The organism is Bradyrhizobium sp. 63_E2_N1_3 (assembly GCF_052076005.1).
GTDB classification, from domain to species: domain Bacteria; phylum Pseudomonadota; class Alphaproteobacteria; order Rhizobiales; family Xanthobacteraceae; genus Bradyrhizobium; species Bradyrhizobium barranii.
This window is the reverse complement of sequence record NZ_CP197235.1, coordinates 7886028-7906852: the sequence shown is the minus strand read 5'-3', so window position 1 is coordinate 7906852 and position 20825 is coordinate 7886028. Positions and strand designations below refer to the sequence as shown.

The following is a 20825-nucleotide window of genomic DNA, read 5'->3' as shown; positions in this document are numbered from 1 at the left end:
CGGAGTTCTATCCCCGTGGGGACAATCCGGAGACCGTCATGCCTGTTCAACGTGCAACTTTCACACGTCCGCTCATCGCCGTCGCGATGGTGGCCGCTTCCACCCTCTATGCCGTCGCGCAGAGGGCGCCGGTGCCGACGCGCGTTCGCGGCACGATCGAGAGCGTCAATGGCGACACCATGCAGGTCAAGTCGCGCAGCGGCGAGGACGTCAAGCTTCGCATCGCCCCTGACGTGAACGTGTCGGGCGTTACCAAAATTTCACTCGCCGACATCAAGGTCGGCTCCTTCGTCGGCGCCACCACGGTGCCGGGTCCGGACGGCGGCCAGAACGCGGTCGAGGTCCACGTGTTTCCGGAGAGCATGCGCGGCACCGGCGAGGGCTCGCGGCCCTATGACCTCAAGCCGAACTCCACCATGACCAACGCCACGGTGTCGGAGAGCGTGGTCGGCAATGACGGCCATACGCTGCTGGTGAAGTACAAGGACGGCGAGAAGAAGGTGTTCGTCGCCGACAACACGCCGGTCGTGACCTTCGTGCCCGGCGACAAATCCGAGCTGAAGGCCGGCGCAAAAGTCGTCGCCTTCATGAAGCAGCTGCCGGACGGCTCGTTCGAAACCAACCGCGTCAGTGTCGGCCTCGACGGCCTGACACCACCGATGTGATGGAGAATCGCAACATGTCGAAATCAAGCTGGATGCCGCGCCTGTTCGTAGCCGCGTTCGTCGTCACTTCCATGTTCTCCGCCTCGGCGCAGCAGTCGCCGACGGTCCGCATCCGCGGCACCATCGAGAGCGTCGACGGCAACACGCTCGGCATCAAGACGCGCGAAGGCAGCGACGTGAAGGTGCGCATGACCGACAACGTCGCGGTCTTTGCCGTGGTCAAGACGTCGCTCGCGGAGATCAAGGAAGGCTCCTATATCGGCGTCACCGGCATGCCCCAGCCCGACGGCACGCAGAAGGCGATCGCGGTGCACATCTTCCCGGAAAACCAGCGCGGCGCGGCCGAAGGTTTTCGTCCCTGGGATGCGCGCGCGAACTCGACCATGACGAACGCGACCGTGGCGCAGACGGTGGAAGGCACCGACGGCCAGAACATCACCGTCAAGTACAAGGACGGCGAGAAGAAAGTGGTGGTGCCGCCGGATACGCCGATCGTCACCTTCGTCGCCAGCGACAAATCCGAGATCAAGCCCGGCGCCAAGCTGATCATCTTCGGCGCGGCGAAGAAGGAGGACGGCTCGCTGGAAGCCAACCGGGTGAACGTCGGTCGCGACGGGATTACGCCGCCGATGTGAGGGACTAGCGCTGAACTCGTAGGGTGGGCAAAGGCGCACTTGCGCCGTGCCCACCACGCTCCTGTGTTTCGCGAAAGTTGGTGGGCACGCTTCGCTTTGCCCACCCTACGGTGCTGCCGCTACGCCTCACACCGCAATGATGTGATCGTCGATCTCGTCGATCCTGTTGACGCCGCACAGGCCCATGGTCGTGAGCAGCTCCTTCTGGATGATGTCGATCGCCTTGGCGACGCCGGCCTGGCCGCCGGCACCGAGGCCATGGGCGTAGGCGCGGCCGATCATGCAGGACTTTGCGCCGAGCGCGAGCGCGCGCATCACGTCCTGGCCGGAGCGGACACCGCCGTCGAACATGATCTCCATCTGCGAGCCGACCGCGTCGACGATCTCCGGCAGTGCCTCGATCGAGGACGGCGCGCCGTCGAGCTGACGGCCGCCATGGTTGGAGACGACCAGCGCCTGGGCGCCGGTCTTCGCAGCGAGCTCGGCGTCCTCGACGTCGAGGATGCCCTTCAGGATCAGCTTGCCCGGCCAGATGCTGCGGATCCACTCGATGTCGTTCCAGTTCAGCGAGGTGTCGAACTGCGAGTTGATCCAGGTCGACAGCGACGTGATGTCGTCGCTGACCTTCAGATGACCGGCGAGATTGCCGAAGGTGCGGCGCTTGCCCTGCAGCACGCCCGACACCCAGGCCGGCTTGGTGGCGAAATCGATCAGCTTCGACAGCGACCATTCCGGCGGCACCGTCATGCCGTTCTTGATGTCCTGGTGGCGCTGGCCGATCACCTGGAGATCGACGGTCAGCACGAGCGCGCTGCATTTCGCCGCCATCGCGCGCTGGATCAATTCCTTGATGAAGCCGCGGTCCTTCATCACGTAGAGCTGGAACCAGAACGGCTTCTCGACATTGGCGGCGATGTCCTCGATCGAGCAGATCGACATCGTCGACTGCGTGAACGGGATGCCGGCGGCCTGCGCGGCGCGACAGGCGTGAATCTCGCCGTCGCCATGCTGCATGCCCAGGAGGCCGACGGGCGCCAATATCAACGGCATGGTCGACGACTCGCCGAGGATCATGGTCGAGGTGTCGCGCCTGGAGACGTCGACCAGGACGCGCTGGCGGAACTTGATCGCCTGCATGTCCTCGCGGTTGGCGCGCAGCGTTTCCTCGGCATAGGAGCCGCGGTCGCAATAGTCGAAGAACGCCTTCGGCACGCGGCGCTGATGCAGCGTGCGAAGATCGTCGATACAGGTGATGTGCTTCATGAACGTTTCCCCGGCCCGTCTTGCATCAGAAGTCTTGCTTCAGAAGTCTTGCATCGGAAGATCGAGGGGTCATCTAGCATGGTTGGATGCACAGCCAAATCGTTTGGGAGGAGGGCGCCATGAGCAAACCGCGCGGCCAGCCGACACCGGAAGAGATCAAGGAGAAGCAGGATCTCGACGACGCGCTGGAGGAGGGTCTGGAAGAGACCTTCCCGGGGTCCGATCCCGTCAACGTCACCCAGCCGGCGCCGAGCCGCCAGGACGGCCATGTGAAGCGCTCCGACTAGGGGCGGGTTCCGCTCCGTTCCGCCCTGTCGGCCGGAAATATAGTGCTAACAATAAGTTACCGGGGCGCCTTGGGCCCGGTCCCGTAATGATTAATCACATTTTTTGAAGCCAAGTTGGCCGCGAAGGCATTATAACGTCTCAGCAAATCAGGGATGCGGGTCCCTTTCGGGCATCCCGTAGTTGTAGAGGGGTCCCTGGTTGTTGCGTGGGGGACGATATGAGCCGCAAATATTTCGGGACGGACGGGATCCGGGGCCGCGCCAACGGACTGATCACGCCGGAGCTCGCGCTCAAGGTCGGCCAGGCCGCAGGCCTTGCGTTTCAGCGTGGTGACCATCGCCACCGGGTCGTGATCGGCAAGGACACGCGTCTGTCCGGCTACATGATCGAATATGCGATGGTCGCGGGTTTTACCTCGGTCGGCATGGACGTGCTGCTGGTCGGCCCGATGCCGACGCCGGCGGTGGCGATGCTGACCAAGTCGATGCGCGCCGATCTCGGCGTGATGATCTCGGCCTCGCACAATCTGTTCGAGGACAACGGCATCAAGCTGTTCGGCCCGCAGGGCTTCAAGCTCTCCGACGACGTCGAGAAGCAGATCGAGCAGCTGCTCGACGAATCCCTCGACAAGCGGCTCGCTCAGAGCGCGAGCCTCGGCCGCGCCCGCCGTATCGACGGCGTGCATGACCGCTACATCGAATTCGCCAAGCGCACGCTGCCGCGCGATCTCTCGCTCGACGGCCTGCGCGTCGTGGTCGATTGCGCCAACGGCGCCGCTTACAGGGTGGTGCCGGAAGCGCTGTGGGAATTGGGCGCCGACGTCGTGCCGATCGGCGTCGAGCCCGACGGTTTCAACATCAACAAGGAATGCGGCTCGACCTCGCCGGAAACGCTGTCGAAGAAGGTGCGCGAGATGCGCGCCGACATCGGCATCGCGCTCGATGGCGACGCCGATCGCGTCATCCTGGTCGACGAGCGCGGCCACACCGTCGACGGCGACCAGCTGCTCGCGGTGATCGCGCAGAGCTGGAAGGAAGACGGCCGGCTGTCGCGGCCGGGCATCGTCGCCACCGTGATGTCCAATCTCGGCCTCGAACGCTTCCTCAAGGGGCAGGGGCTCGATCTCGTGCGCACGCCGGTCGGCGACCGCTACGTGCTCGAGCAGATGCTGAAAGGCGGCTACAATCTCGGCGGCGAGCAGTCCGGCCACATCATCCTGTCCGACTATGCCACCACCGGCGACGGCTTCGTTGCGGCGCTGCAGGTGCTGGCCGTGGTGCAGAAGCTGCGCCGGCCGGTGTCGGAGGTCTGCCACCGTTTCGACCCGCTGCCGCAGATCCTGAAGAACGTCCGCTACAAGAGCGGCAAGCCGCTCGAGGATTCCGACGTCAAATCCGCGATCTCCGACGGCGAGAAGCGGCTCAACGGCCACGGCCGCCTTCTGATCCGCTCGTCCGGCACCGAGCCCGTGATCCGCGTCATGGGCGAGGGCGAGGACCGCCTGCTGGTCGAGGACGTCGTCGACACCATCGTCTCCGCGCTCGGACAGGCGGCGGCCTGAGGCGCATCGCTACGCGAAGCACGATCGTAGCCCGGATGGAGCGCAGCGAAATCCGGGGATCGCGCTCGCGGACATAGACGTCCCGGATTACGCTTCGCTCCATCCGGGCTACGAAATCCCGGACCCTCATGGTGAGGAGCCCGCCAACGGCGGGCGTCTCGAACCAAGCAGGGCGTGTCGCCTCGCGGTGAATCCGGCACGTGCATTCCAGCCATCGACGATTGGCGGTGGATCGGCCGCAGCCGGCATCGTAGTTAGGCGGTGCGGCAATCTGCCGTGCCCGCCAGGATGCTCCATTGAACAAGCCTGTCGTCGTCTCCGAGGAAACGCTGACCGAACCGGTCGTCGTCAGCGACGTGGCGCCCGCCGCACGGGCTGCCGCAGGACCGGCCTATGTCGTGCTCGCCGGCATCAGCTTCTCGCACTTCCTCAACGACACCATGCAGTCGCTGATCGCCTCGGTGTATCCGATCCTGAAGGACACCTACGCGCTCGACTTCGCGCAGATCGGCATGATCACGCTGGCCTTCCAGTTCACGGCCTCGCTGCTCCAGCCGGTGGTCGGGCACTACACCGACAAGAAGGCGCAGCCCTATTCGCTGTCGATCGGCATGGCCTCGACCTTCTTCGGCCTGCTGCTGCTCAGCGCCGCGCACCAATATCTCGTCATCCTGATTGCTGCCGCGCTGGTCGGCCTCGGCTCGGCGGTGTTTCATCCTGAATCCGCGCGCATCGCGCGGCTCGCCTCCGGCGGTCGCTACGGTTTTGCGCAATCGGTGTTCCAGCTCGGCGGCAGCTTCGGCACGTCGATGGGGCCGGTGCTGGCGGCGTTGATCGTGGTGCCGTTCGGGCAGGGCAGCATCGCATGGTTCTCCTCGATCGCGTTCCTCGCGATCCTCATCCTCTGGCGCATCGGCCGCTGGTATGAGCCGCAGATCAAGGCGAAGAAGACGGCGACGGTTCAGGCCCATCCCGACGCGCCGAGCTCGCGCCGCGTCGCGGTCGCGCTTGCCGTGCTGGTGGCGCTCTTGTTCTCGAAGCAGCTCTACGTCTCGAGCCTGTCGAGCTACTACATCTTCTATCTGATCGACCGCTTCGGCGTGTCGACGCAGGCGGCGCAGATCTATCTTTTCATCTTCCTTGCCGCGAATGCGGTCGGCGCGTTCTTCGGCGGTCCGCTGGGCGATCGCTTCGGCCGCAAGATCGTGATCTGGATCTCGATCCTCGGTGCGCTGCCGTTCACGCTGGCGCTGCCCTATGCCGGGCTCTATGCGAGCGCGGTGCTGTCGGTGATCATCGGCTTGATCATCTCCTCGACGACGTCGTCGATCATCGTGTTCGCGCAGGAACTGGTGCCGCACCGCTTCGGCATGATCTCGGGCGTGTTCTTCGGCGTTGCCTTCGGCATCGGCGGTCTGGGTGCCGCCGTGCTCGGCAAGCTCGCCGATCATACCTCGATCGAGTTCGTCTACCAGGTTTGTGCCTGGCTGCCGGCGATCGGCCTGCTTGCGGTGTTCCTGCCCAAGCTGCCGCGGCACCTGCGTTAACAAATCCTGTTTCGCTGCGTTGCGGCTTCATCAATCGTTAGCAATTGGTGCGTCGGGGCGCCGCATTTTTGCAACGCTTCTGCCGCATGCGCGCGAGTGGTGAGAAAAAATCAACCTTAAAAATTAGGGTTAAGTGGCGCTTAAACATTTGGTGCCATCGTCTTCCCGTGAGTTTCCAGAACGTGGGGCGTCAGCATTTTGCCTCACCGGCCATAAGGACGAAGCCAAATGCGTAGCGTTAAGTCTCTCCTTGCCGCAGGTGCGGCGACCCTCATCTCTTCGATGGCGTTCGCCGCCGATATGCCGATCGCCGCTCCGCCTCCCATGTACGCGCCGCCGGCTCCGCCCGCCGACTTCGGCGGCTGGTATCTCCGCGGCGACATCGGCATGACCAACCAGAGCGCCAAGCGGATCGACAGCGCGACCGCGCAGACGTTCCCGACGACCACGGTGGGACTCGGCTTCGACTCCTCGCCGCTGTTCGACCTCGGCGTCGGCTATCGCTTCAACAACTGGTTCCGCGCCGACGTGATCGGCCAGTATCGCGGCAGGGCCAATCTGCACGGTGCGGACAACGTCATCGCACCCGGCTTCGTCGGGTCCGACAGCTACTCCGGTAGCAAGTCGGAGTGGGTCGTCATGGCGAATGCCTATGTCGATCTCGGCACCTGGTGGTGTATCACCCCGTTCGTCGGTGCTGGTGTCGGCGGCTCCTACAACAAGCTCAGTGGATTCCGTGACGACGGCATTCAGATCGCTGGCGGCGTGCCGTCCAGCAGCGCAACCTACTTTGCCGACAACGGTAAGTGGAATTTCGCCTGGGCCGCCCACGCCGGTCTTGCCTACAAGGTCAGCCCCGGCTTCACCGTCGAACTCGCCTACAGCTACATGGATCTCGGCGACGCCAATCCCGGCAACTTCCGCGCCTACGACAATAGCATCTCGGGTCCGTCGACGATCAAGATCAAGGATATCACTTCGCATGACGTGAAACTCGGCGTGCGTTGGGATCTGAGCAGCCCGCCGACCTACATGCCGCCGCTCGTCACCAAAGGCTGATCGTCAGTTCCATCGCTTAACGTCTCTTAACGGCGCGGGATCATCCCGCGCCGTTTTGCTTTGCATTTTTTTTCATGGCGAGCGGCGACGAAAACGTCAGGCGCAACCATTGGTTAAGGTTAACGAGCCATGATCACGAGTGAAAGTTCGAGTTCGATGGAGCGTTGCAATGCGTAGGCTGATGTTGGCAGCGGCGATGTTGGGGACGGTGTCTGCCGCGCAAGCGGCCGACATGCCGGATCTGCCCATCCTGCGCGGCGGCTTCACCGACGGCCTGTCGAAGACGACGCGCAACTGGGACGGCGTCTATGCCGGCGGCAGCTTCGGCTACTCCTCGGCATCGACCGATTTCAGCCAGAGCGTCGTCGGCCTGACCAATTTCATCTTCCGCGACAGCGTGCTGCAAGGGCCGACGTCGTCGTGGTCGCTCCTCAACAAGACCACGACGCAAGGCGCAAATTTCGGCGGCTTCGTCGGCCGCAACTGGCAATGGTACGATGCCGTTCTCGGCCTCGAGGGCACCTACACCTATTTCAACAAGATTTCCTCGCAGTCGTCCGGCTCCAATTCGCTCGATATCGTCAACCCGCCTGGTGACGTCCAGCCCACCGGCGTGACCAACCACTATCTCACGACATTGACCGGCACCGCCGCAGCGACCGTCAAGGACATGGTCACGCTCCGCGGGCGCGTGGGTTGGGACGGTGGCGATTTCATGCCTTACGCGTTCGCCGGCGCGGCCGTCGGCCGCATGGACGTCTCCCGCACCGTGACGAGCGATGTGAAGCTGCGTCAGGATGCGACCGTGCAGGACGCATTCGGTAACGTCATCACCATCATCGGAACGCCGCACCAGGTTTTGGCGCAGTCGCAGACGCAGACCCAGCACAGGACCAACAATTTCGTGGTCGGCTGGACCGCCGGTCTCGGACTGGAATACTGCCTGTGGGAAGGATTGTTCGCACGGGTGGAATATGAATACGTGAAGTTCTCTCCCGTCATGAACACGTCGGTGACGCTGAACAATGCGCGCGTCGGGCTCGGTTACAAGTTCTGACGCTGCTTCGCCGCGCCGCGGTTGACAGGTTCCCTCCGTCCTGATGCTCTGTCGCTCCAAAACGGGGCGACGGCGATGAAGATCTACGGCGACACCAATTCCGGCAATTGTCTCAAGGTGAAGTGGGTCTGCGACAAGCTCGCATTGCCCTACGACTGGATCGAAATCGACACCCGCAAGGGTGAGACGCGCACGCCGCAATTCCTGAAAATGAACGGCGCCGGCCAGGTGCCCACTGTCGCCTTCGACGACGGCCGCACGCTGGCGCAGTCCAATGCCATCATCCGCTATCTCGCCCGCGACAGCGCGCTCGTTCCGCGCGATACCTTCACTGCGGCCAAGATGGACGAATGGCTGTTCTGGGAGCAGTACAGCCACGAGCCCTATATCGCGGTGTGCCGCTTCCAGCTGGTCTATCTCGGCAAGGATGCGTCCGAGCTCGATCCTGACAAGGTCAAGCGCGGCTATGCGGCGCTCGACCGCATGGAGCAGCATCTTGCGGCAAGCCGCTTCTTCGCCGGCGAGGAAGTTTCGCTCGCCGACGTCTCGCTGCTCGCCTATACCCGCCTCGCGCATGAAGGTGGCTTCGATCTCGGCCGCCATGCCGCCATCCGCCGCTGGATCGGCGAGGCCGAAGCCTGGCTCGGCCTTCCACCGGCGCGCTGAGAGTCGCGCTGATTCTTGGAGTTTCCCGACATGAACGAGAAGTCCGTCTCCATCCGTCCCGCGCGCCGCGAGGACGTTGCGGCGATCGTCGCCATGCTTGCCGACGATCATCTCGGGCGCGCCCGCGAGCGCGTGGAGGATCCGCTGCCTGAGTCCTATTACCAGGCGTTCGAGCGGGTCGCGCGCGATCAAAATCTCACGCTCGTGGTCGCAGAGAGCGAGGGCAGGGTGGTCGGCTGCCTGCAGCTTGCGATCTTGCCGGGCATCAGCACGCAAGGCGGCATCCGCGGTCTGCTCGAAGATGTCCGCGTTGCTTCCGATTGTCGCAGCCGCGGCATCGGCGAGCAGCTGGTGCAATGGGCGGTCGCGGAAGCGAAAGCGCGCGGCTGCAATCTGGTCGAACTGCTGACGCATCAGACGCGAACAGACGCGCAGCGCTTCTACAAGCGGCTCGGGTTCGCTGCGAGTCACGTCGGTATGACTGTCCGCTTTTGACGCAGCTCGTCGCGAGCCTTGCGCGATCAGCAAATTCGGATCGCGCATTCGTTCATATTAAGAGCCGGTAAACTACCCAGCCGTCGTTCACGTTGAGCCGGGAACGAACGGTGCTACGGCAGCGTCAGACACCGGGCTCGGTCGGTTCGGGGATTTCGATGACAAGCTATTCCATGATCAAAGTCGGCAACGATTACGTCGTGCAGGCCAATGACAAATGCATTTTGAAAGTCGGCAGCCGCCGTCGTGCCGCGCAATTGATCAGCGATGCCACGGACTTGCTGAACGCGCTTGCCGTGGTCGAATCCCCCAAGATTGCGCCGGAAGCGCCTTCACTCCAGCGTGAGACGCCGGAACTTCCTTGACGACTCTTCCCGTTTCCCGTATCAGCCGCGGCGGGACACCTCCCCCCAACGGGAGGCTTACTATCTGGAAGGGTAGATCATGACTGTAGCGAAGCCCGCTTCGCGGCCGAACGTGCCGCATTTCTCCTCCGGCCCCTGCGCCAAGCGCCCCGGCTGGAACGCCCAAAATCTCAAGGACGCAGCGCTCGGCCGTTCGCATCGCGCGAAGGTCGGCAAGACCAAGCTCAAGCTCGCGATCGATCTGACGCGCGAAGTGCTTGAAGTGCCCGCCGATTATCGCATCGGCATCGTGCCGGCGTCCGACACCGGCGCGGTCGAGATGGCGCTGTGGTCGCTGCTCGGTGCGCGGCCCGTCACCACGCTCGCCTGGGAATCCTTCGGCGAGGGCTGGGTCAGCGACATCGTCAAGGAATTGAAGCTCAAGGACGTCACCAAGCTCAACGCTGCCTACGGTGAAATCCCCGATCTCTCGAAGGTCGATCCCAACAGCGACGTCGTGTTCACCTGGAACGGCACCACGTCAGGCGTGCGCGTACCGAACGCCGACTGGATCAGCGCGACCCGCGAAGGCCTGACCATTTGCGACGCCACCTCGGCCGCGTTTGCGCAGCCGCTCGACTGGGCCAAGCTCGACGTCGTCACCTTCTCCTGGCAGAAGGCGCTCGGCGGCGAAGCCGCGCACGGCATGCTGATCCTGTCGCCCCGCGCGGTGGAGCGGCTCGAGACCTACAAGCCGGCCTGGCCGCTGCCGAAGATCTTCCGCATGACCAAGGGCGGCAAGATCAACGAAGGCATCTTCGTCGGCGAGACCATCAACACGCCGTCGATGCTGTGCGTCGAGGATTATCTCGATGCGCTGAACTGGGCCAAGTCGATCGGCGGCCTGAAGGCGCTGATCGCGCGCGCCGACGCCAACACCAAGGTGCTGGCCGACTGGAAGGCGAAGACGCCCTGGATCGACTTCCTGGCCAAGGACGCCGCGATCCGCTCCAACACCTCGGTGTGCCTGAAGTTCACCGATCCCGCGATCACCTCGCTCTCCGAGGACGCGCAGGCCGACTTCTCCAAGAAGCTGGTCGCGCTGGTCGAGAAGGAAGGCGCGGGCTACGACTTCGCCTACTACCGCGATGCGCCGGCCGGCCTGCGCATCTGGTGCGGCGCCACCGTCGAGGCGAAGGACGTCGAGCTCTTGACCCAGTGGATCGACTGGGCCTTCGCCGAGACCAAGGCACAGCTCGCCAAGGCAGCTTAGTTTTTTCACCTCTCCCCGTTCTTACGGGGAGAGGTCGGATCGCGCCTGGCGATGCGAAGCATCGTCCAGCAGCAATCCGGGTGAGGGGCTCTCTCCGCTTGCACCTTCGCCTGTGGCTGCCGCTCACCCCAACCCTCGCCCCGTAAGAACGGGGAGAGGGGGAAGACAAAGCTTCTTCACTCAATTCCGGCCGTCGCAGGCCGATCCTCCCGTTAGGGAAGGCGAAGGATCATCCCCATGACCAAACCCAAAGTTCTCATTTCCGACGCGCTCTCTCCCGCTGCCGTGCAGATCTTCAAGGATCGCGGTGTCGAGGTCGACTTCCAGCCCAACCTCGGCAAGGACAAGGACAAGCTTGCCGAGATCATCGGCAATTACGACGGTCTCGCCATCCGCTCCGCGACCAAGGCGACCGCAAAAATCCTCGAGAAGGCGACCAACCTCAAGGTGATCGGCCGCGCCGGCATCGGCGTCGACAATGTCGAGATTCCCGCCGCCACGGCCAAGGGCATCATCGTGATGAACACGCCGTTCGGCAATTCGATCACGACCGCCGAGCACGCCATCACGCTGATGCTTGCGCTCGCCCGCGAGATCCCGCAGGCCGACGCTTCGACCCAGGCCGGCAAGTGGGAGAAGAACCGCTTCATGGGCGTCGAGATCACCGGCAAGGTGCTCGGTGTCGTCGGTTGCGGCAACATCGGCTCGATCGTGGCCGACCGCGCGCTCGGCCTGCGCATGAAGGTCGTCGCCTTCGATCCGTTCCTGTCGCCGGAGCGCGCCAAGGACATCGGTGTCGAGAAGGTCGAGCTCGACGACCTCTTGAAGCGCGCCGATTTCATCACGCTGCACACCCCGCTCACAGAGAAGACGAAGAACATCATCGACGCATCCGCGATCGCCAAGATGAAGAAGGGCGTGCGCCTGATCAACTGCGCCCGCGGCGGCCTCGTCGACGAGCAGGCGGTGGTCGATGCGCTGAACTCCAAGCACATTGCGGGTGCCGCTTTCGACGTCTTCGTCGAGGAGCCGGCGAACGCGAACGTGCTGTTCGGCCATCCCAACGTGATCTGCACGCCGCATCTCGGCGCCTCCACCACGGAAGCGCAGGAGAACGTCGCGCTCCAGGTCGCCGAGCAGATGTCGGATTACCTGCTCACCGGCGCGATCTCGAATGCCGTCAACTTCCCGTCGATCACGGCTGAAGAAGCGCCGAAGCTGAAGCCGTTCATTTCGCTCGCCGAGAAGCTCGGCTCGTTCGCCGGCCAGCTGACCGAATCCGGCATCCTCAAGGTGCAGATCACCTATGAGGGCCACGTCGCCGAGATGAAGATCAAGGCGATCACCTCGGCCGTGCTGTCGGGCCTGCTGCGGCCGATGCTGGGCGAGGTCAACGTGGTGTCCGCCCCCGTCGTCGCCAAGGAGCGCGGCATGGTGGTGGACGAGATCGTGCGCGCCGCCCAGAGCGACTATGAGAGCCTGATTACCGTCACGGTGGCGACGGAGCGCCAGGAGCGCTCGGTCTCCGGCACCGTGTATCATGACGGAAAGCCGCGCCTCGTCGACGTCAAGGGCATCCGCGTCGACGCCGAGTTCGGCAAGTCGATGATCTACGTGACCAACGAGGACAAGCCGGGCTTCATCGGCAAGTTCGCGAGCCTGCTGGGCGACGCCAAGATCAACATCGCGACCTTCCATCTCGGCCGCGTCGCGCCGGGCTCCGATGCCATCGCGCTGATCGAGGTCGATGGCGTCGTGCCGCCCGATCTGCTCGCCAAGGTGCAGGCCCTGCCGCAGGTCAAGCAGGTCAAGGCACTGACGTTCTGAGGCGCTCGCGCGCCACGGAATGACGGCCGTCATATATTCCGACCTGCGGAACAACCACGCCGCCCTCCCGAGAGGGCGGCGTTTTTGTTAATGCTGCGGCCCGCTTTATTTCTCCCAAGCCAGTCGAACTTTGTGTACCAATGGCGTCCAGGACGCTCCGTTCAAAATCGTTCGAAAAGGGAGAAGACAATGCGTGAAGCCGTCATCGTTTCCTATGCACGCACGGGCCTCGCCAAGTCCGGCCGCGGCGGGTTCAACATCACGCCGCCGATGTCGCTGGCCGCGCATGCCATTCATCACGCGGTCGACCGCGCCGGCGTCGAGAAGGACTATGTCGAGGATTGCTATCTCGGCAATTGCGCCCATGGCGCGCCGAACATCGGCCGGCAGGCCGCGCTGCTCGCCGGCCTGCCGACGACCACGGCCGGCGTCTCCGTGAACCGCTTCTGCTCGTCGGGCCTGCAGACCATCGCGATGGCCGCCAACTCGATCCGCTCCGACGGCGCCGACTGCATCGTTGCCGGCGGCGTCGAGAGCATCTCGATCCCGGGCGGCGGCTCGCCGAAGGAATCGATCGATCCGGAGCTGCTCAAGGTCGCACCCGATATCTTCATGGCGATGATCGACACCGCCGACATCGTCGCCGAGCGCTACAAGCTCAGCCGCGAATACCAGGACGAGTTCTCGCTGGAATCGCAGCGCCGCATGGCCGCGGCCCAGCAGGCGAACAAGTTCAAGGACGAGATCGTCCCGATGAAGACCAAAATGAAGGTCGTCGACAAGGCGACCAAGGCGGAATCGATCGTCGACTACGTCGTCGATCGCGATGAGTGCAATCGTCCTGAAACCACGCTGGAAGGATTGGCAAAACTCGAGCCGGTGAAGGGCCCCGGCAAGTTCGTCACCGCCGGCAATGCCAGCCAGCTCTCGGACGGCGCCGCCGCCGTGGTGCTGATGGAAGCCAAGGATGCCGAGAAGCGCGGCCTCAAGCCGCTCGGCCGGTTCGTCGCCTGGGCAACGGCCGGCTGCGAGCCGGACGAGATGGGCATCGGCCCGGTGTTCGCGATCCCGAAGCTGCTGAAGCGCACCGGCCTGAAGATCGACGACATCGATCTGTGGGAGCTCAACGAGGCCTTCGCCAGCCAGTGCCTCTACTCGCGCGACAAGCTCGGCATCGATCCCGCCAAGTACAACGTCAACGGCGGCTCGATCGCGATCGGTCATCCCTTTGGCATGACCGGCGCGCGTCTCACCGGCCACATCCTCCAGGAAGGTGCGCGCCGCAAGGCCAAGTGGGGCGTCGTGACCATGTGCATCGGCGGCGGCCAGGGTGGCGCCGGCCTGTTCGAGATCTACAGCTGAGCCAGGCCACGTGAATGAGAAAGGCACGGCGCCGCAAGCGCCGTGCCTTTTTCGTTGCAGCAATCGCCTCAAGCTCGAGGTCAGCAGGTTCCTGGACACGGTGCGCGGCATGATCGCGCGCCGCTCGCGACAGCAAGACGCATCTTGGACTAGGCAGCCGACATATTCTTCACGGTCGTCTCGGCTTGCTCGGCGAGCCAGTTCACGAACAATTCGACGCTGCGATCGCCGATCAGATCGGCTGGCCACTGGGCAACCTGAATTTTTGTGCACTCGACTGTGGGGTAATTGGCGAGTGCGGACACGAGGCGTCCAGACGAAACCGCATCTGCGATCAGAAGCGAGCGCCCCAGTGTCACGCCGGCCCCCTCGGCCGCAGCCGACATGCACATTCCCATGTCGTCCAGCGTCAGGCTGCCGGCGGCAGCGCCCGATTTCGGCAATCCCAGGCGTCTGAACCAGGAGGGCCAGCCCCAGTCGCCGGTCGCGTTGTCGCCTTTGTGGATGAGCGGCAGGGCCAGCAGGCCGTCGGGGTCGGTCAAGGGACGCCGCCGGGGCAACAGGTGCGGCGCGCAGACGGGAAAGATCCGCTCCCAAAACAGCGGCAATTGCGTCGACGTCCGCCGTGCGTCTTCGCTCGCGTTCCAGACAATTCGCACGTCGAGCGGCCGCCTTGAGCTGTCCCCTGTCTCCAGTGGTTTGAGATCAACGTTGATCGACGGATGTCGCGCCGTAAAGTCCGGCAGACGGCGGACGAGCCACCATGTTGCCAACGCCGAGCTCGCGCCCACGCGCAACGTCGTTCGGTTCGAGCGCCGCCGCACCTGAGCATCCAGCGCACCAAGCGCGTCGAGTGCTGCCGCAAGCTCCTGCCTGAGCTGCGCGCCGGCGGGTGTTATCCCGATCCCCGGGTTCTGCCGTTGCAACAATGCGACCCCGAAATGGTCCTCCAGCTTTCGGATCTGATGGCTGACCGCACTCTGTGTGACGCCCAGCTCCGCCGCGGCGCGTGTGAATGAACCATGGCGGGTGACGGCGTCGAACGCGACGAGGGGTGCGAAGGGTGGCAAGCGGCGTGGCATCTCGGTCTCCTCAAGCCATGATACAGATTCATGAGCTTTTGAGGAACCATCATTCGACCAGAGCCTGTTGCCCGGCCATCCATGCTCGATGGAGGCCGCAACGATCATGCTCGACAAACCCCAGCAGAATGATGATGAAACGCGGAGCGCCAGTTGGCGTGCCGACGACGGCCATCGCGGCAATCGCATGTCCCTGGAAACGGCGACGCTGCTTGCAGCGTGCTTGAGCGGCTTTCTGTTTCAAGTCGACCTGACCGCTCTGGCAGCTGCCTTGCCCGACATTGGCCGCGACCTCGGCGCCGCTTCCGCGCGAGCGGCCTGGGCCATCGACGTCTATAGCCTTGCCTTGATCTTCTGTCTGCCGATTGCAGGTAGCCTTGCCGACAGATACGGACGCGTTCAAATGTTCACTTGGGGTGCAGGGCTGTTTGGCCTGGCTTCTCTGCTGTGTGCGTGCGCGACCACGTTCGACGTTCTGCTGACATTCCGCACATTGCAAGGTATCGCCGGTGCTTGCATCACCAGCACCTCGTCCGCCCTCCTTGCCGGTGCCTACGAGGGGCCTCGCCGTGCGCGGGCGTTTGGACTTTGGGGCACGATCGTCGGTGCCTCGATGGTCGCTGGCCCGCCGCTCGGATCGTTGCTGGCCGATACGATCGGGTGGCGTTGGATTTTTTGGGTCAACTTGCCGCTTTGCGCACTCTTGGTTGTTCTGGTGCTGTGCAGAATTGGCAATGGGCTCGACCAGCAGCGTTCGAGCGCCAAGGTGGATTGGCTCGGTGCCGGCCTTCTTGCGATCACGTCGGCGACGCTCGCGTTTATGTTGCTGGAAGCGCCCGCGCTCGGCGGCATCGCGTCGGCGACGTTCCTGGCGGGCCTCGCCGCTTCGGGGATTGCGCTGCTTTTGTTCGTTTGGGTGGAACGCCGGCACCCCAACCCGGCGTTCGATCTCAAGCTGTTCGGATCCCGGCAATTCATCGCGATGTGCCTCGTCCCGATCGCGGGATCGACCGGATTCTGGTCGCTGCTCGTCTACGTGCCGCAATTGGCGCGCGGACCATTGGGACTCAGTCCGCTCGGGGCGGGCTGGCTCCTGGTCGCGCTCACGTTGCCGATGATGGTGTTGCCGCGCTATGGCGCGGCCTTGACGACCCGCATCCCGTCACGGTCGTTCTTCTGTGGTGGTCTCGCTCTTATCGGCGTGGCTGACCTGGCGCTTGGCGCGATCTCCGGCGCACATGCGGGGCCGGGCACGCTGGCCATGACCGTCATCGCGTTGCTGGTCAGCGGATCAGGCTGTGCCGTGATCAACGCTCAGATCACCGCCGCCGCCGTGTCGGCGGTTCCCGGCGATCGTGCGGCGACCGCATCGGCCATTTGCGTCACGATGCGGCAAATCGGTTTCAGCTTCGGGATCGCGCTTCTGGGCGCGGCCCTGCAACTCAGCCCGAATGGCGACTATCTCGCCGCGTTCATCGTTGCAGGCGCATCGACCCTTGCCCTGACCGCCATCGTCTATTGGCTCATGGACGGGAAACAGGCTGCATAGCGGCGCGCGCCGTGCCCTTTTTGCTTGGGCTTTGCCAGAGAGCGAGATGAGTTTTGGTTGAACAGTAAGGGACGCGCCGCTCTCTCGCTCCCTCACCCCGCTCCTACGGGGAGAGGGTGGGGTGAGGGGCTGTCTCCACAGGCTTGATTTGAGTTGAGGGTATGAAGGGTTCGGCGGCATCAGAGATGTCGGGTGGACCGCCCATCGTGGCTGCACGTTGCCCTGCCCCTCACCCGGATCGCGCCGGACGATGCTGCGCGTCGCCGGGGGCGATCCGACCTCTCCCCGCAGAAGGGCGGGGAGAGGTTGAAGGCAACTTAAGCCCCCACCGCCACCGGTGCGAACACCACCTCGATCAGCGTGCCGGAATTGCCTGCGCTCTTGATGTTGAACCGGGCGCGGTTGGCTTCGACCAGGGCCTTGGTCAATGACAGGCTGAGCGCCGAACTGTCCGCGGCATCGCCGGGCGGTGGCGTGCGGAACGGCTCCATCGCGGCGGCGACCTCGCGCTCGCTCAGGCCGTGGCCGGTGTCGCGGATGCGCAGGGCAATCTCGCCGCGGTCGGTGAGCGCGGTCGAGACGATGACCTGTCCGCCGGCGCTGGCGAGCCGGATCGAGTTCGAGATCAGGTTCATGGTGATCTGCCGCATCGCGCGCGCGTCCGCGCTCACCTGCGGCAGCGCATGCCCGAGCGAAGTGCGGATGATGATGCGCTCGCGGTTGGCCTGCGGCTGCATCACCGTGACGCAGGCTTCGACGAGATCGTTGAGATTGAGGTTGGCGAAATTGAGATCGAGCTTGCCGGTCTCGATCCGCGACAGCTCCAGCAGATCGTCGATGATGGTGATGACGCGCTCGCCGGAGGCGCGGATGTCCTTCATGTATTCGCCGTAGCGCTCGTTGCCGAGCGTCCCGAAGCGCTCGGAGATCATCACCTCGGCGAAGCCGATGATGGCGTTGAGCGGCGTGCGGATCTCGTGGCTGATCCGCGCCAGCATGTCGGCCTTGGCATTCGCCGCGCCGTCGGCGAGACGGCGGGCGTTCTTGAGCTCGCTCTCGCCCTTCTTGTTCTGCGAGAGGTCGCGGAACACGGCGAAGAAGTTCGGGCCGTCGGGCCTGGTGCGGCCCATGATCATGGCGAGCGGAATGACGCCGCCCTTCTTCTCGCGCCCCAGCACCTCGCGGCCGTGGTCGAGCAGGCTCGCGATGTCCTGGCTCTTGAGGCTCTCGAGATAGTCGACCACGACGTGCTGGCTCTCCGGCGCGAACAGCGTCACCAGGTTCCGCTGCATCAGCGCTTCGCCGTCATAGCCGAACAGCGCTTCCGCGCTGCGGTTGCAGGCGTGGATGTTGCCTTCGGCATCGAACATGACGATGCCCTCGGCGGTGGTGTCGAGGATCGCGGCGAGATCCTGGGCGTCGGCATCGCCGGCCTCGGGCTCGAGTTCGGGCGCGTAGGGGAAGGATTCCGCGACGACGGGTTCGACGACGACAGGCGGCGCGATGACTGGCGCAACAACGACGGGCGCCGCTTGCGGCAGCGCGCAGATCAGCGCGTGCGCGCTCGCGCCGTCCCAGTCGATCGTGTGCAGATGCGCTTCGGTGGTCGGAAGCGGCTCTTCGCCGTTCGCCACCGTCGCGCTGATCGTCACCGGCGTGCCGGCTTGCGACGTGCTGCTCGCCGACGACACGCCGGGCTCGACATAGAGCGCGTCCAGCCCGCCGGCATCCTCGAGCGCGCCCAAATTGGAATAGCCCATGCGCGCGAGGAAGGCGGGGTTGGCGTAGAGCAGCCGGTCGAGCCGGTAGATCAAAATGCCCGTCGGCAGCAGATCGAGCAGCGCGCGGTCGCGCACGCTGTGGCCCTGCGCGGGCGGCGCCGGTTCGGTCAGCCATTCGGCCGGCGCCTGCGGCGCCTCGGGCTCCGGCATCGGAGGTTCGGGCGTGGTTTCCGCCGTCGGCGGCTCGGACGCGACGGCGGCAATGGTCTCGCGTTCGCGTTCGAGGCGCTCGGACAATTGCCGGGCGAGCTCGTTGAACGCGCTGTTCTCGACCGGGGTCAGCGTCGGCGATCGCGCATCGCCGGGCGGGCGGAACGGCACGACATTGGGAGGCGTTTCCACTGGTGTTTCCGGATCGGTTGGGTGTGAATTCGCGTCGGCTACGGGTTCGGGCAGTTCGGGTTCAGGTGTCGGCTCAGGCTCAGGCTCGGGTGCGGGCGGCTCGCTCGGCGGAGGCGGTGCCTCCGCCATGGGCTCCGGCTCCGGATCCAGTTCGACGACGTCGGCGGAGAGGCCGTGCTGTGCGGGCGGCGCGGCCAACAGCTCAAAGCGCCTGAGCGCATCGAGCCGGTTCAGTCCGTCGAGATCGCGGCAGACGCCAAAGCCCCTGAAGCCCGCGAAATTGCGCTCGCGGTCGTAGACCGGCAGGCCCGCGAGCTCGACTGGCAGATGCTCGCCGCCGTCGGCCGGCCAGTTCACGGTGATCCCGGCCCAGGTGTCGTGGCTTGCAAGCGCCTGCGCCACGCGGCCATCAGGGTCGAGTGCAAACTCGTCGGCAATCTCGCGCCAGGGGCGGCCGAAGCCGGCGGCGGTGTGTGCGCCGATCAGGTGGATGAACTCGTCTGAGCCGAGCACAAAGCGCCCCTCCGCATCCACCTGCCACAGGAAGCGCAGCGGATGCTGACGCGGTGCGGACGGCTCCGCTGGCGGCGGTTCGACCATGTGTGAGGTGATCGGCGCGGCCTGCGGCGACACAATGGCTTCTCGCGGGTTTTCAACCGGAGTTTTGGGCGCGGCGTCGATCGCTTCGCTGACAGTTTCCTGGACAGGCGCTTCGGCCGCCTCCTGGATCGTGACGACCTCCGGCATCGCGTCGCTCGAGGCGTGCGCGTCCGCGATCGCCTCCGATGGCGGGACGGTCTCGCTCGGAGCCGGCGTTTCGACCGGCTCGGCGAAGGCGTCGAACAGCGCGATTCCGGAGGCGGCCTCGTTCGGGCGCGCAGGCCGCGCATGGTCCGGCACCGCAGCCGGAGGGACCGGCGGAGCGTCGGGCGCGGGCTGAGCATCTTGTTCGCGCGCGCTATTCTCTTCGACATCGGGCGCCGCCGGCCGGGCGGCAGGCTCGATCAGCGCGACCAGGCCGACATCGGCGCCGATGCCGACCCGTTGCAGCACCATCTGGCCGATGCCGATCGGCGTCTCGGCGCGGCCTTTCATCAGCGCATCGCTGCGGGCCTGGTCGAGGCCGGCATCGCCGAGATCGCGGAAGCCGAGCAGGGAGCGGGCGGCTTCGCTGGCGCCGACGAACAGGCCGTCGGGCGCGAACGCCGCCATCGGCACCCTGGCGCCCTCGACGAGACGATGCAGGCGTTCGACCAGCGGCATGGAGCGCAGCGTCGGATCCATCGCGGTGACGAGCACGCCGGAGCTTCCATCGGCGAAGTCGAGGCGGGCGCAGGCGCAGGTCATCAGCATGCCCAAGCGGGCGCCGAACCCGTGCAGCCGTTCGAGCCTGATCGCGCCGTTCGGCGCCAGCCGGCGCGCGAGCCGGGCGACCTGGCGGCGATGGCTGTCCGCCGGGCCGAAGGTCCTGTCCGCGAGCGCTGTGCCATGGGCCGCGCCGAACAGCCTTGCGCCGACCGGATTGGCCCAGAGCACGCGCGTGCCGTCGATCGACCAGAGCCAGGCGGGCAACGGAGAGGTCGCGTGCACGGCCAGCCGGGGATCGCCCACGCCTCGCAACTGGAAATCCGAACTCGTCATCCGACCGGCTTCAAGTCTCGCTTGTCAACATCAGGGTGCAAGGCTGCCGGAATGACAGCCTTAAGAAAGGGTTAGTATCGCGCGCAGGCGCAGGCAGGTCCACGGCTCCGGTCTACACGGCCAAGCCTAAAGCCGCGATAACCTTAATGTAGCCGCCCCCGCAAGCCGCAGCCCAACGGCATCCGCAGAATTCGCGGGCGGGGCAGCCCAGCGAAATGCGCCAGATCGTCAGCGGCATCACAGGTGCCCATCCTCCCCTGGAGGGGGAGGATCGGTTCACACGCAGCGAAGCGGCATGCGAACCGAGGTGGGGTGACAGTCTCTCAATGGAGGCGGTGCCCGAGTGGAGAGATCACCCCACCCAGCTCGCGCTTTGCGCGATCGACCC

Annotated in this window: 17 protein-coding genes; 14 read left to right on the top strand and 3 right to left on the bottom strand. The window is 64.9% G+C overall.

Annotated elements, in window-relative coordinates:
- The first annotated feature begins 38 nt into the window (after positions 1–38).
- Together AB7531_RS37510 and AB7531_RS37505 are read left to right on the top strand one after the other, a co-directional pair.
- Positions 39–665, top strand: a complete 627-nt coding sequence (locus AB7531_RS37510) for a hypothetical protein (protein ID WP_028151813.1) — start codon at positions 39–41, stop codon at positions 663–665.
- A 14-nt stretch (positions 666–679) separates the two neighbouring features.
- Positions 680–1300: a hypothetical protein gene (locus AB7531_RS37505; protein WP_063986692.1), complete on the top strand. Its 621-nt coding sequence runs from the start codon at positions 680–682 to the stop codon at positions 1298–1300.
- A gap of 126 nt (positions 1301–1426) precedes the next feature.
- Here the strand turns inward: AB7531_RS37505 and AB7531_RS37500 are convergent, their stop codons facing one another.
- Positions 1427–2563, bottom strand: a complete 1137-nt coding sequence (locus tag AB7531_RS37500; protein WP_014492050.1) for an alpha-hydroxy acid oxidase — start codon at positions 2561–2563, stop codon at positions 1427–1429.
- A 119-nt stretch (positions 2564–2682) separates the two neighbouring features.
- On the opposite strand from AB7531_RS37500, the gene AB7531_RS37495 reads away from it, so the two are divergent.
- The 11 genes from AB7531_RS37495 to AB7531_RS37445 all read left to right on the top strand — a co-directional run bounded on the left by AB7531_RS37495 (position 2683) and on the right by AB7531_RS37445 (position 14042).
- Positions 2683–2850 carry a hypothetical protein gene (locus AB7531_RS37495; RefSeq protein ID WP_166103414.1) on the top strand — a complete coding sequence of 56 codons (168 nt, stop codon included), beginning with the start codon at positions 2683–2685 and terminating at the stop codon, positions 2848–2850.
- A 218-nt stretch (positions 2851–3068) separates the two neighbouring features.
- Complete coding sequence (glmM, locus tag AB7531_RS37490) at positions 3069–4412, top strand: phosphoglucosamine mutase (protein WP_063985528.1); 1344 nt, start codon at positions 3069–3071, stop codon at positions 4410–4412.
- A 296-nt stretch (positions 4413–4708) separates the two neighbouring features.
- Positions 4709–5959: an MFS transporter gene (locus tag AB7531_RS37485; protein ID WP_063985527.1), complete on the top strand. Its 1251-nt coding sequence runs from the start codon at positions 4709–4711 to the stop codon at positions 5957–5959.
- Between the two features lie 228 nt (positions 5960–6187).
- Positions 6188–7018, top strand: coding sequence for an outer membrane protein (locus tag AB7531_RS37480; protein ID WP_063985526.1), 831 nt, complete (start codon positions 6188–6190; stop codon positions 7016–7018).
- Between the two features lie 169 nt (positions 7019–7187).
- Positions 7188–8075 carry an outer membrane protein gene (locus tag AB7531_RS37475; protein ID WP_063985525.1) on the top strand — a complete coding sequence of 296 codons (888 nt, stop codon included), beginning with the start codon at positions 7188–7190 and terminating at the stop codon, positions 8073–8075.
- A gap of 75 nt (positions 8076–8150) precedes the next feature.
- On the top strand, positions 8151–8741 hold the full coding sequence (locus AB7531_RS37470; RefSeq protein ID WP_063985524.1) for a glutathione S-transferase family protein: 591 nt from the start codon (positions 8151–8153) through the stop codon (positions 8739–8741).
- A 30-nt stretch (positions 8742–8771) separates the two neighbouring features.
- Positions 8772–9236, top strand: a complete 465-nt coding sequence (locus AB7531_RS37465) for a GNAT family N-acetyltransferase (RefSeq protein WP_063985523.1) — start codon at positions 8772–8774, stop codon at positions 9234–9236.
- A 173-nt stretch (positions 9237–9409) separates the two neighbouring features.
- Complete coding sequence (locus AB7531_RS37460) at positions 9410–9601, top strand: hypothetical protein (protein WP_014492058.1); 192 nt, start codon at positions 9410–9412, stop codon at positions 9599–9601.
- Between the two features lie 79 nt (positions 9602–9680).
- Positions 9681–10853, top strand: coding sequence for a phosphoserine transaminase (locus AB7531_RS37455; protein ID WP_028151805.1), 1173 nt, complete (start codon positions 9681–9683; stop codon positions 10851–10853).
- A gap of 237 nt (positions 10854–11090) precedes the next feature.
- Complete coding sequence (gene serA, locus AB7531_RS37450) at positions 11091–12680, top strand: phosphoglycerate dehydrogenase (protein WP_063985521.1); 1590 nt, start codon at positions 11091–11093, stop codon at positions 12678–12680.
- A 189-nt stretch (positions 12681–12869) separates the two neighbouring features.
- Entirely contained in the window at positions 12870–14042 is a 1173-nt protein-coding gene (locus tag AB7531_RS37445) for a thiolase family protein (RefSeq protein WP_063985520.1), read from the top strand.
- A gap of 149 nt (positions 14043–14191) precedes the next feature.
- Here AB7531_RS37445 and AB7531_RS37440 read toward each other — a convergent pair whose 3' ends face one another.
- Positions 14192–15124 carry a LysR substrate-binding domain-containing protein gene (locus tag AB7531_RS37440; RefSeq protein WP_063985519.1) on the bottom strand — a complete coding sequence of 311 codons (933 nt, stop codon included), beginning with the start codon at positions 15122–15124 and terminating at the stop codon, positions 14192–14194.
- Positions 15125–15230: 106 nt separating this feature from the next.
- Between AB7531_RS37440 and AB7531_RS37435 the strand changes: the two genes are divergently transcribed.
- Positions 15231–16673 (top strand): MFS transporter, encoded by a 1443-nt coding sequence (locus AB7531_RS37435; RefSeq protein ID WP_231143633.1) that lies wholly within the window; start codon positions 15231–15233, stop codon positions 16671–16673.
- A gap of 317 nt (positions 16674–16990) precedes the next feature.
- On the opposite strand, the gene AB7531_RS37430 is transcribed toward AB7531_RS37435, so the two are convergent.
- Positions 16991–20437: a PAS domain-containing protein gene (locus AB7531_RS37430; protein WP_231143632.1), complete on the bottom strand. Its 3447-nt coding sequence runs from the start codon at positions 20435–20437 to the stop codon at positions 16991–16993.
- Positions 20438–20825 lie beyond the last annotated feature (388 nt).

What these genes read in the sequence shown, in the direction of transcription:
- AB7531_RS37510 (WP_028151813.1), top strand. Translation starts at nt 39, where the DNA reads ATGCCTGTTCAACGTGCAACTTTCACACGTCCGCTCATCGCCGTCGCG.
- AB7531_RS37505 (WP_063986692.1), top strand. Translation starts at nt 680, where the DNA reads ATGTCGAAATCAAGCTGGATGCCGCGCCTGTTCGTAGCCGCGTTCGTC.
- AB7531_RS37500 (WP_014492050.1), bottom strand. Translation starts at nt 2,563, where the DNA reads ATGAAGCACATCACCTGTATCGACGATCTTCGCACGCTGCATCAGCGC.
- AB7531_RS37495 (WP_166103414.1), top strand. Translation starts at nt 2,683, where the DNA reads ATGAGCAAACCGCGCGGCCAGCCGACACCGGAAGAGATCAAGGAGAAG.
- glmM (WP_063985528.1), top strand. Translation starts at nt 3,069, where the DNA reads ATGAGCCGCAAATATTTCGGGACGGACGGGATCCGGGGCCGCGCCAAC.
- AB7531_RS37480 (WP_063985526.1), top strand. Translation starts at nt 6,188, where the DNA reads ATGCGTAGCGTTAAGTCTCTCCTTGCCGCAGGTGCGGCGACCCTCATC.
- AB7531_RS37475 (WP_063985525.1), top strand. Translation starts at nt 7,188, where the DNA reads ATGCGTAGGCTGATGTTGGCAGCGGCGATGTTGGGGACGGTGTCTGCC.
- AB7531_RS37470 (WP_063985524.1), top strand. Translation starts at nt 8,151, where the DNA reads ATGAAGATCTACGGCGACACCAATTCCGGCAATTGTCTCAAGGTGAAG.
- AB7531_RS37465 (WP_063985523.1), top strand. Translation starts at nt 8,772, where the DNA reads ATGAACGAGAAGTCCGTCTCCATCCGTCCCGCGCGCCGCGAGGACGTT.
- AB7531_RS37460 (WP_014492058.1), top strand. Translation starts at nt 9,410, where the DNA reads ATGATCAAAGTCGGCAACGATTACGTCGTGCAGGCCAATGACAAATGC.
- AB7531_RS37455 (WP_028151805.1), top strand. Translation starts at nt 9,681, where the DNA reads ATGACTGTAGCGAAGCCCGCTTCGCGGCCGAACGTGCCGCATTTCTCC.
- serA (WP_063985521.1), top strand. Translation starts at nt 11,091, where the DNA reads ATGACCAAACCCAAAGTTCTCATTTCCGACGCGCTCTCTCCCGCTGCC.
- AB7531_RS37445 (WP_063985520.1), top strand. Translation starts at nt 12,870, where the DNA reads ATGCGTGAAGCCGTCATCGTTTCCTATGCACGCACGGGCCTCGCCAAG.
- AB7531_RS37440 (WP_063985519.1), bottom strand. Translation starts at nt 15,124, where the DNA reads ATGCCACGCCGCTTGCCACCCTTCGCACCCCTCGTCGCGTTCGACGCC.
- AB7531_RS37435 (WP_231143633.1), top strand. Translation starts at nt 15,231, where the DNA reads ATGCTCGACAAACCCCAGCAGAATGATGATGAAACGCGGAGCGCCAGT.
- AB7531_RS37430 (WP_231143632.1), bottom strand. Translation starts at nt 20,437, where the DNA reads ATGACGAGTTCGGATTTCCAGTTGCGAGGCGTGGGCGATCCCCGGCTG.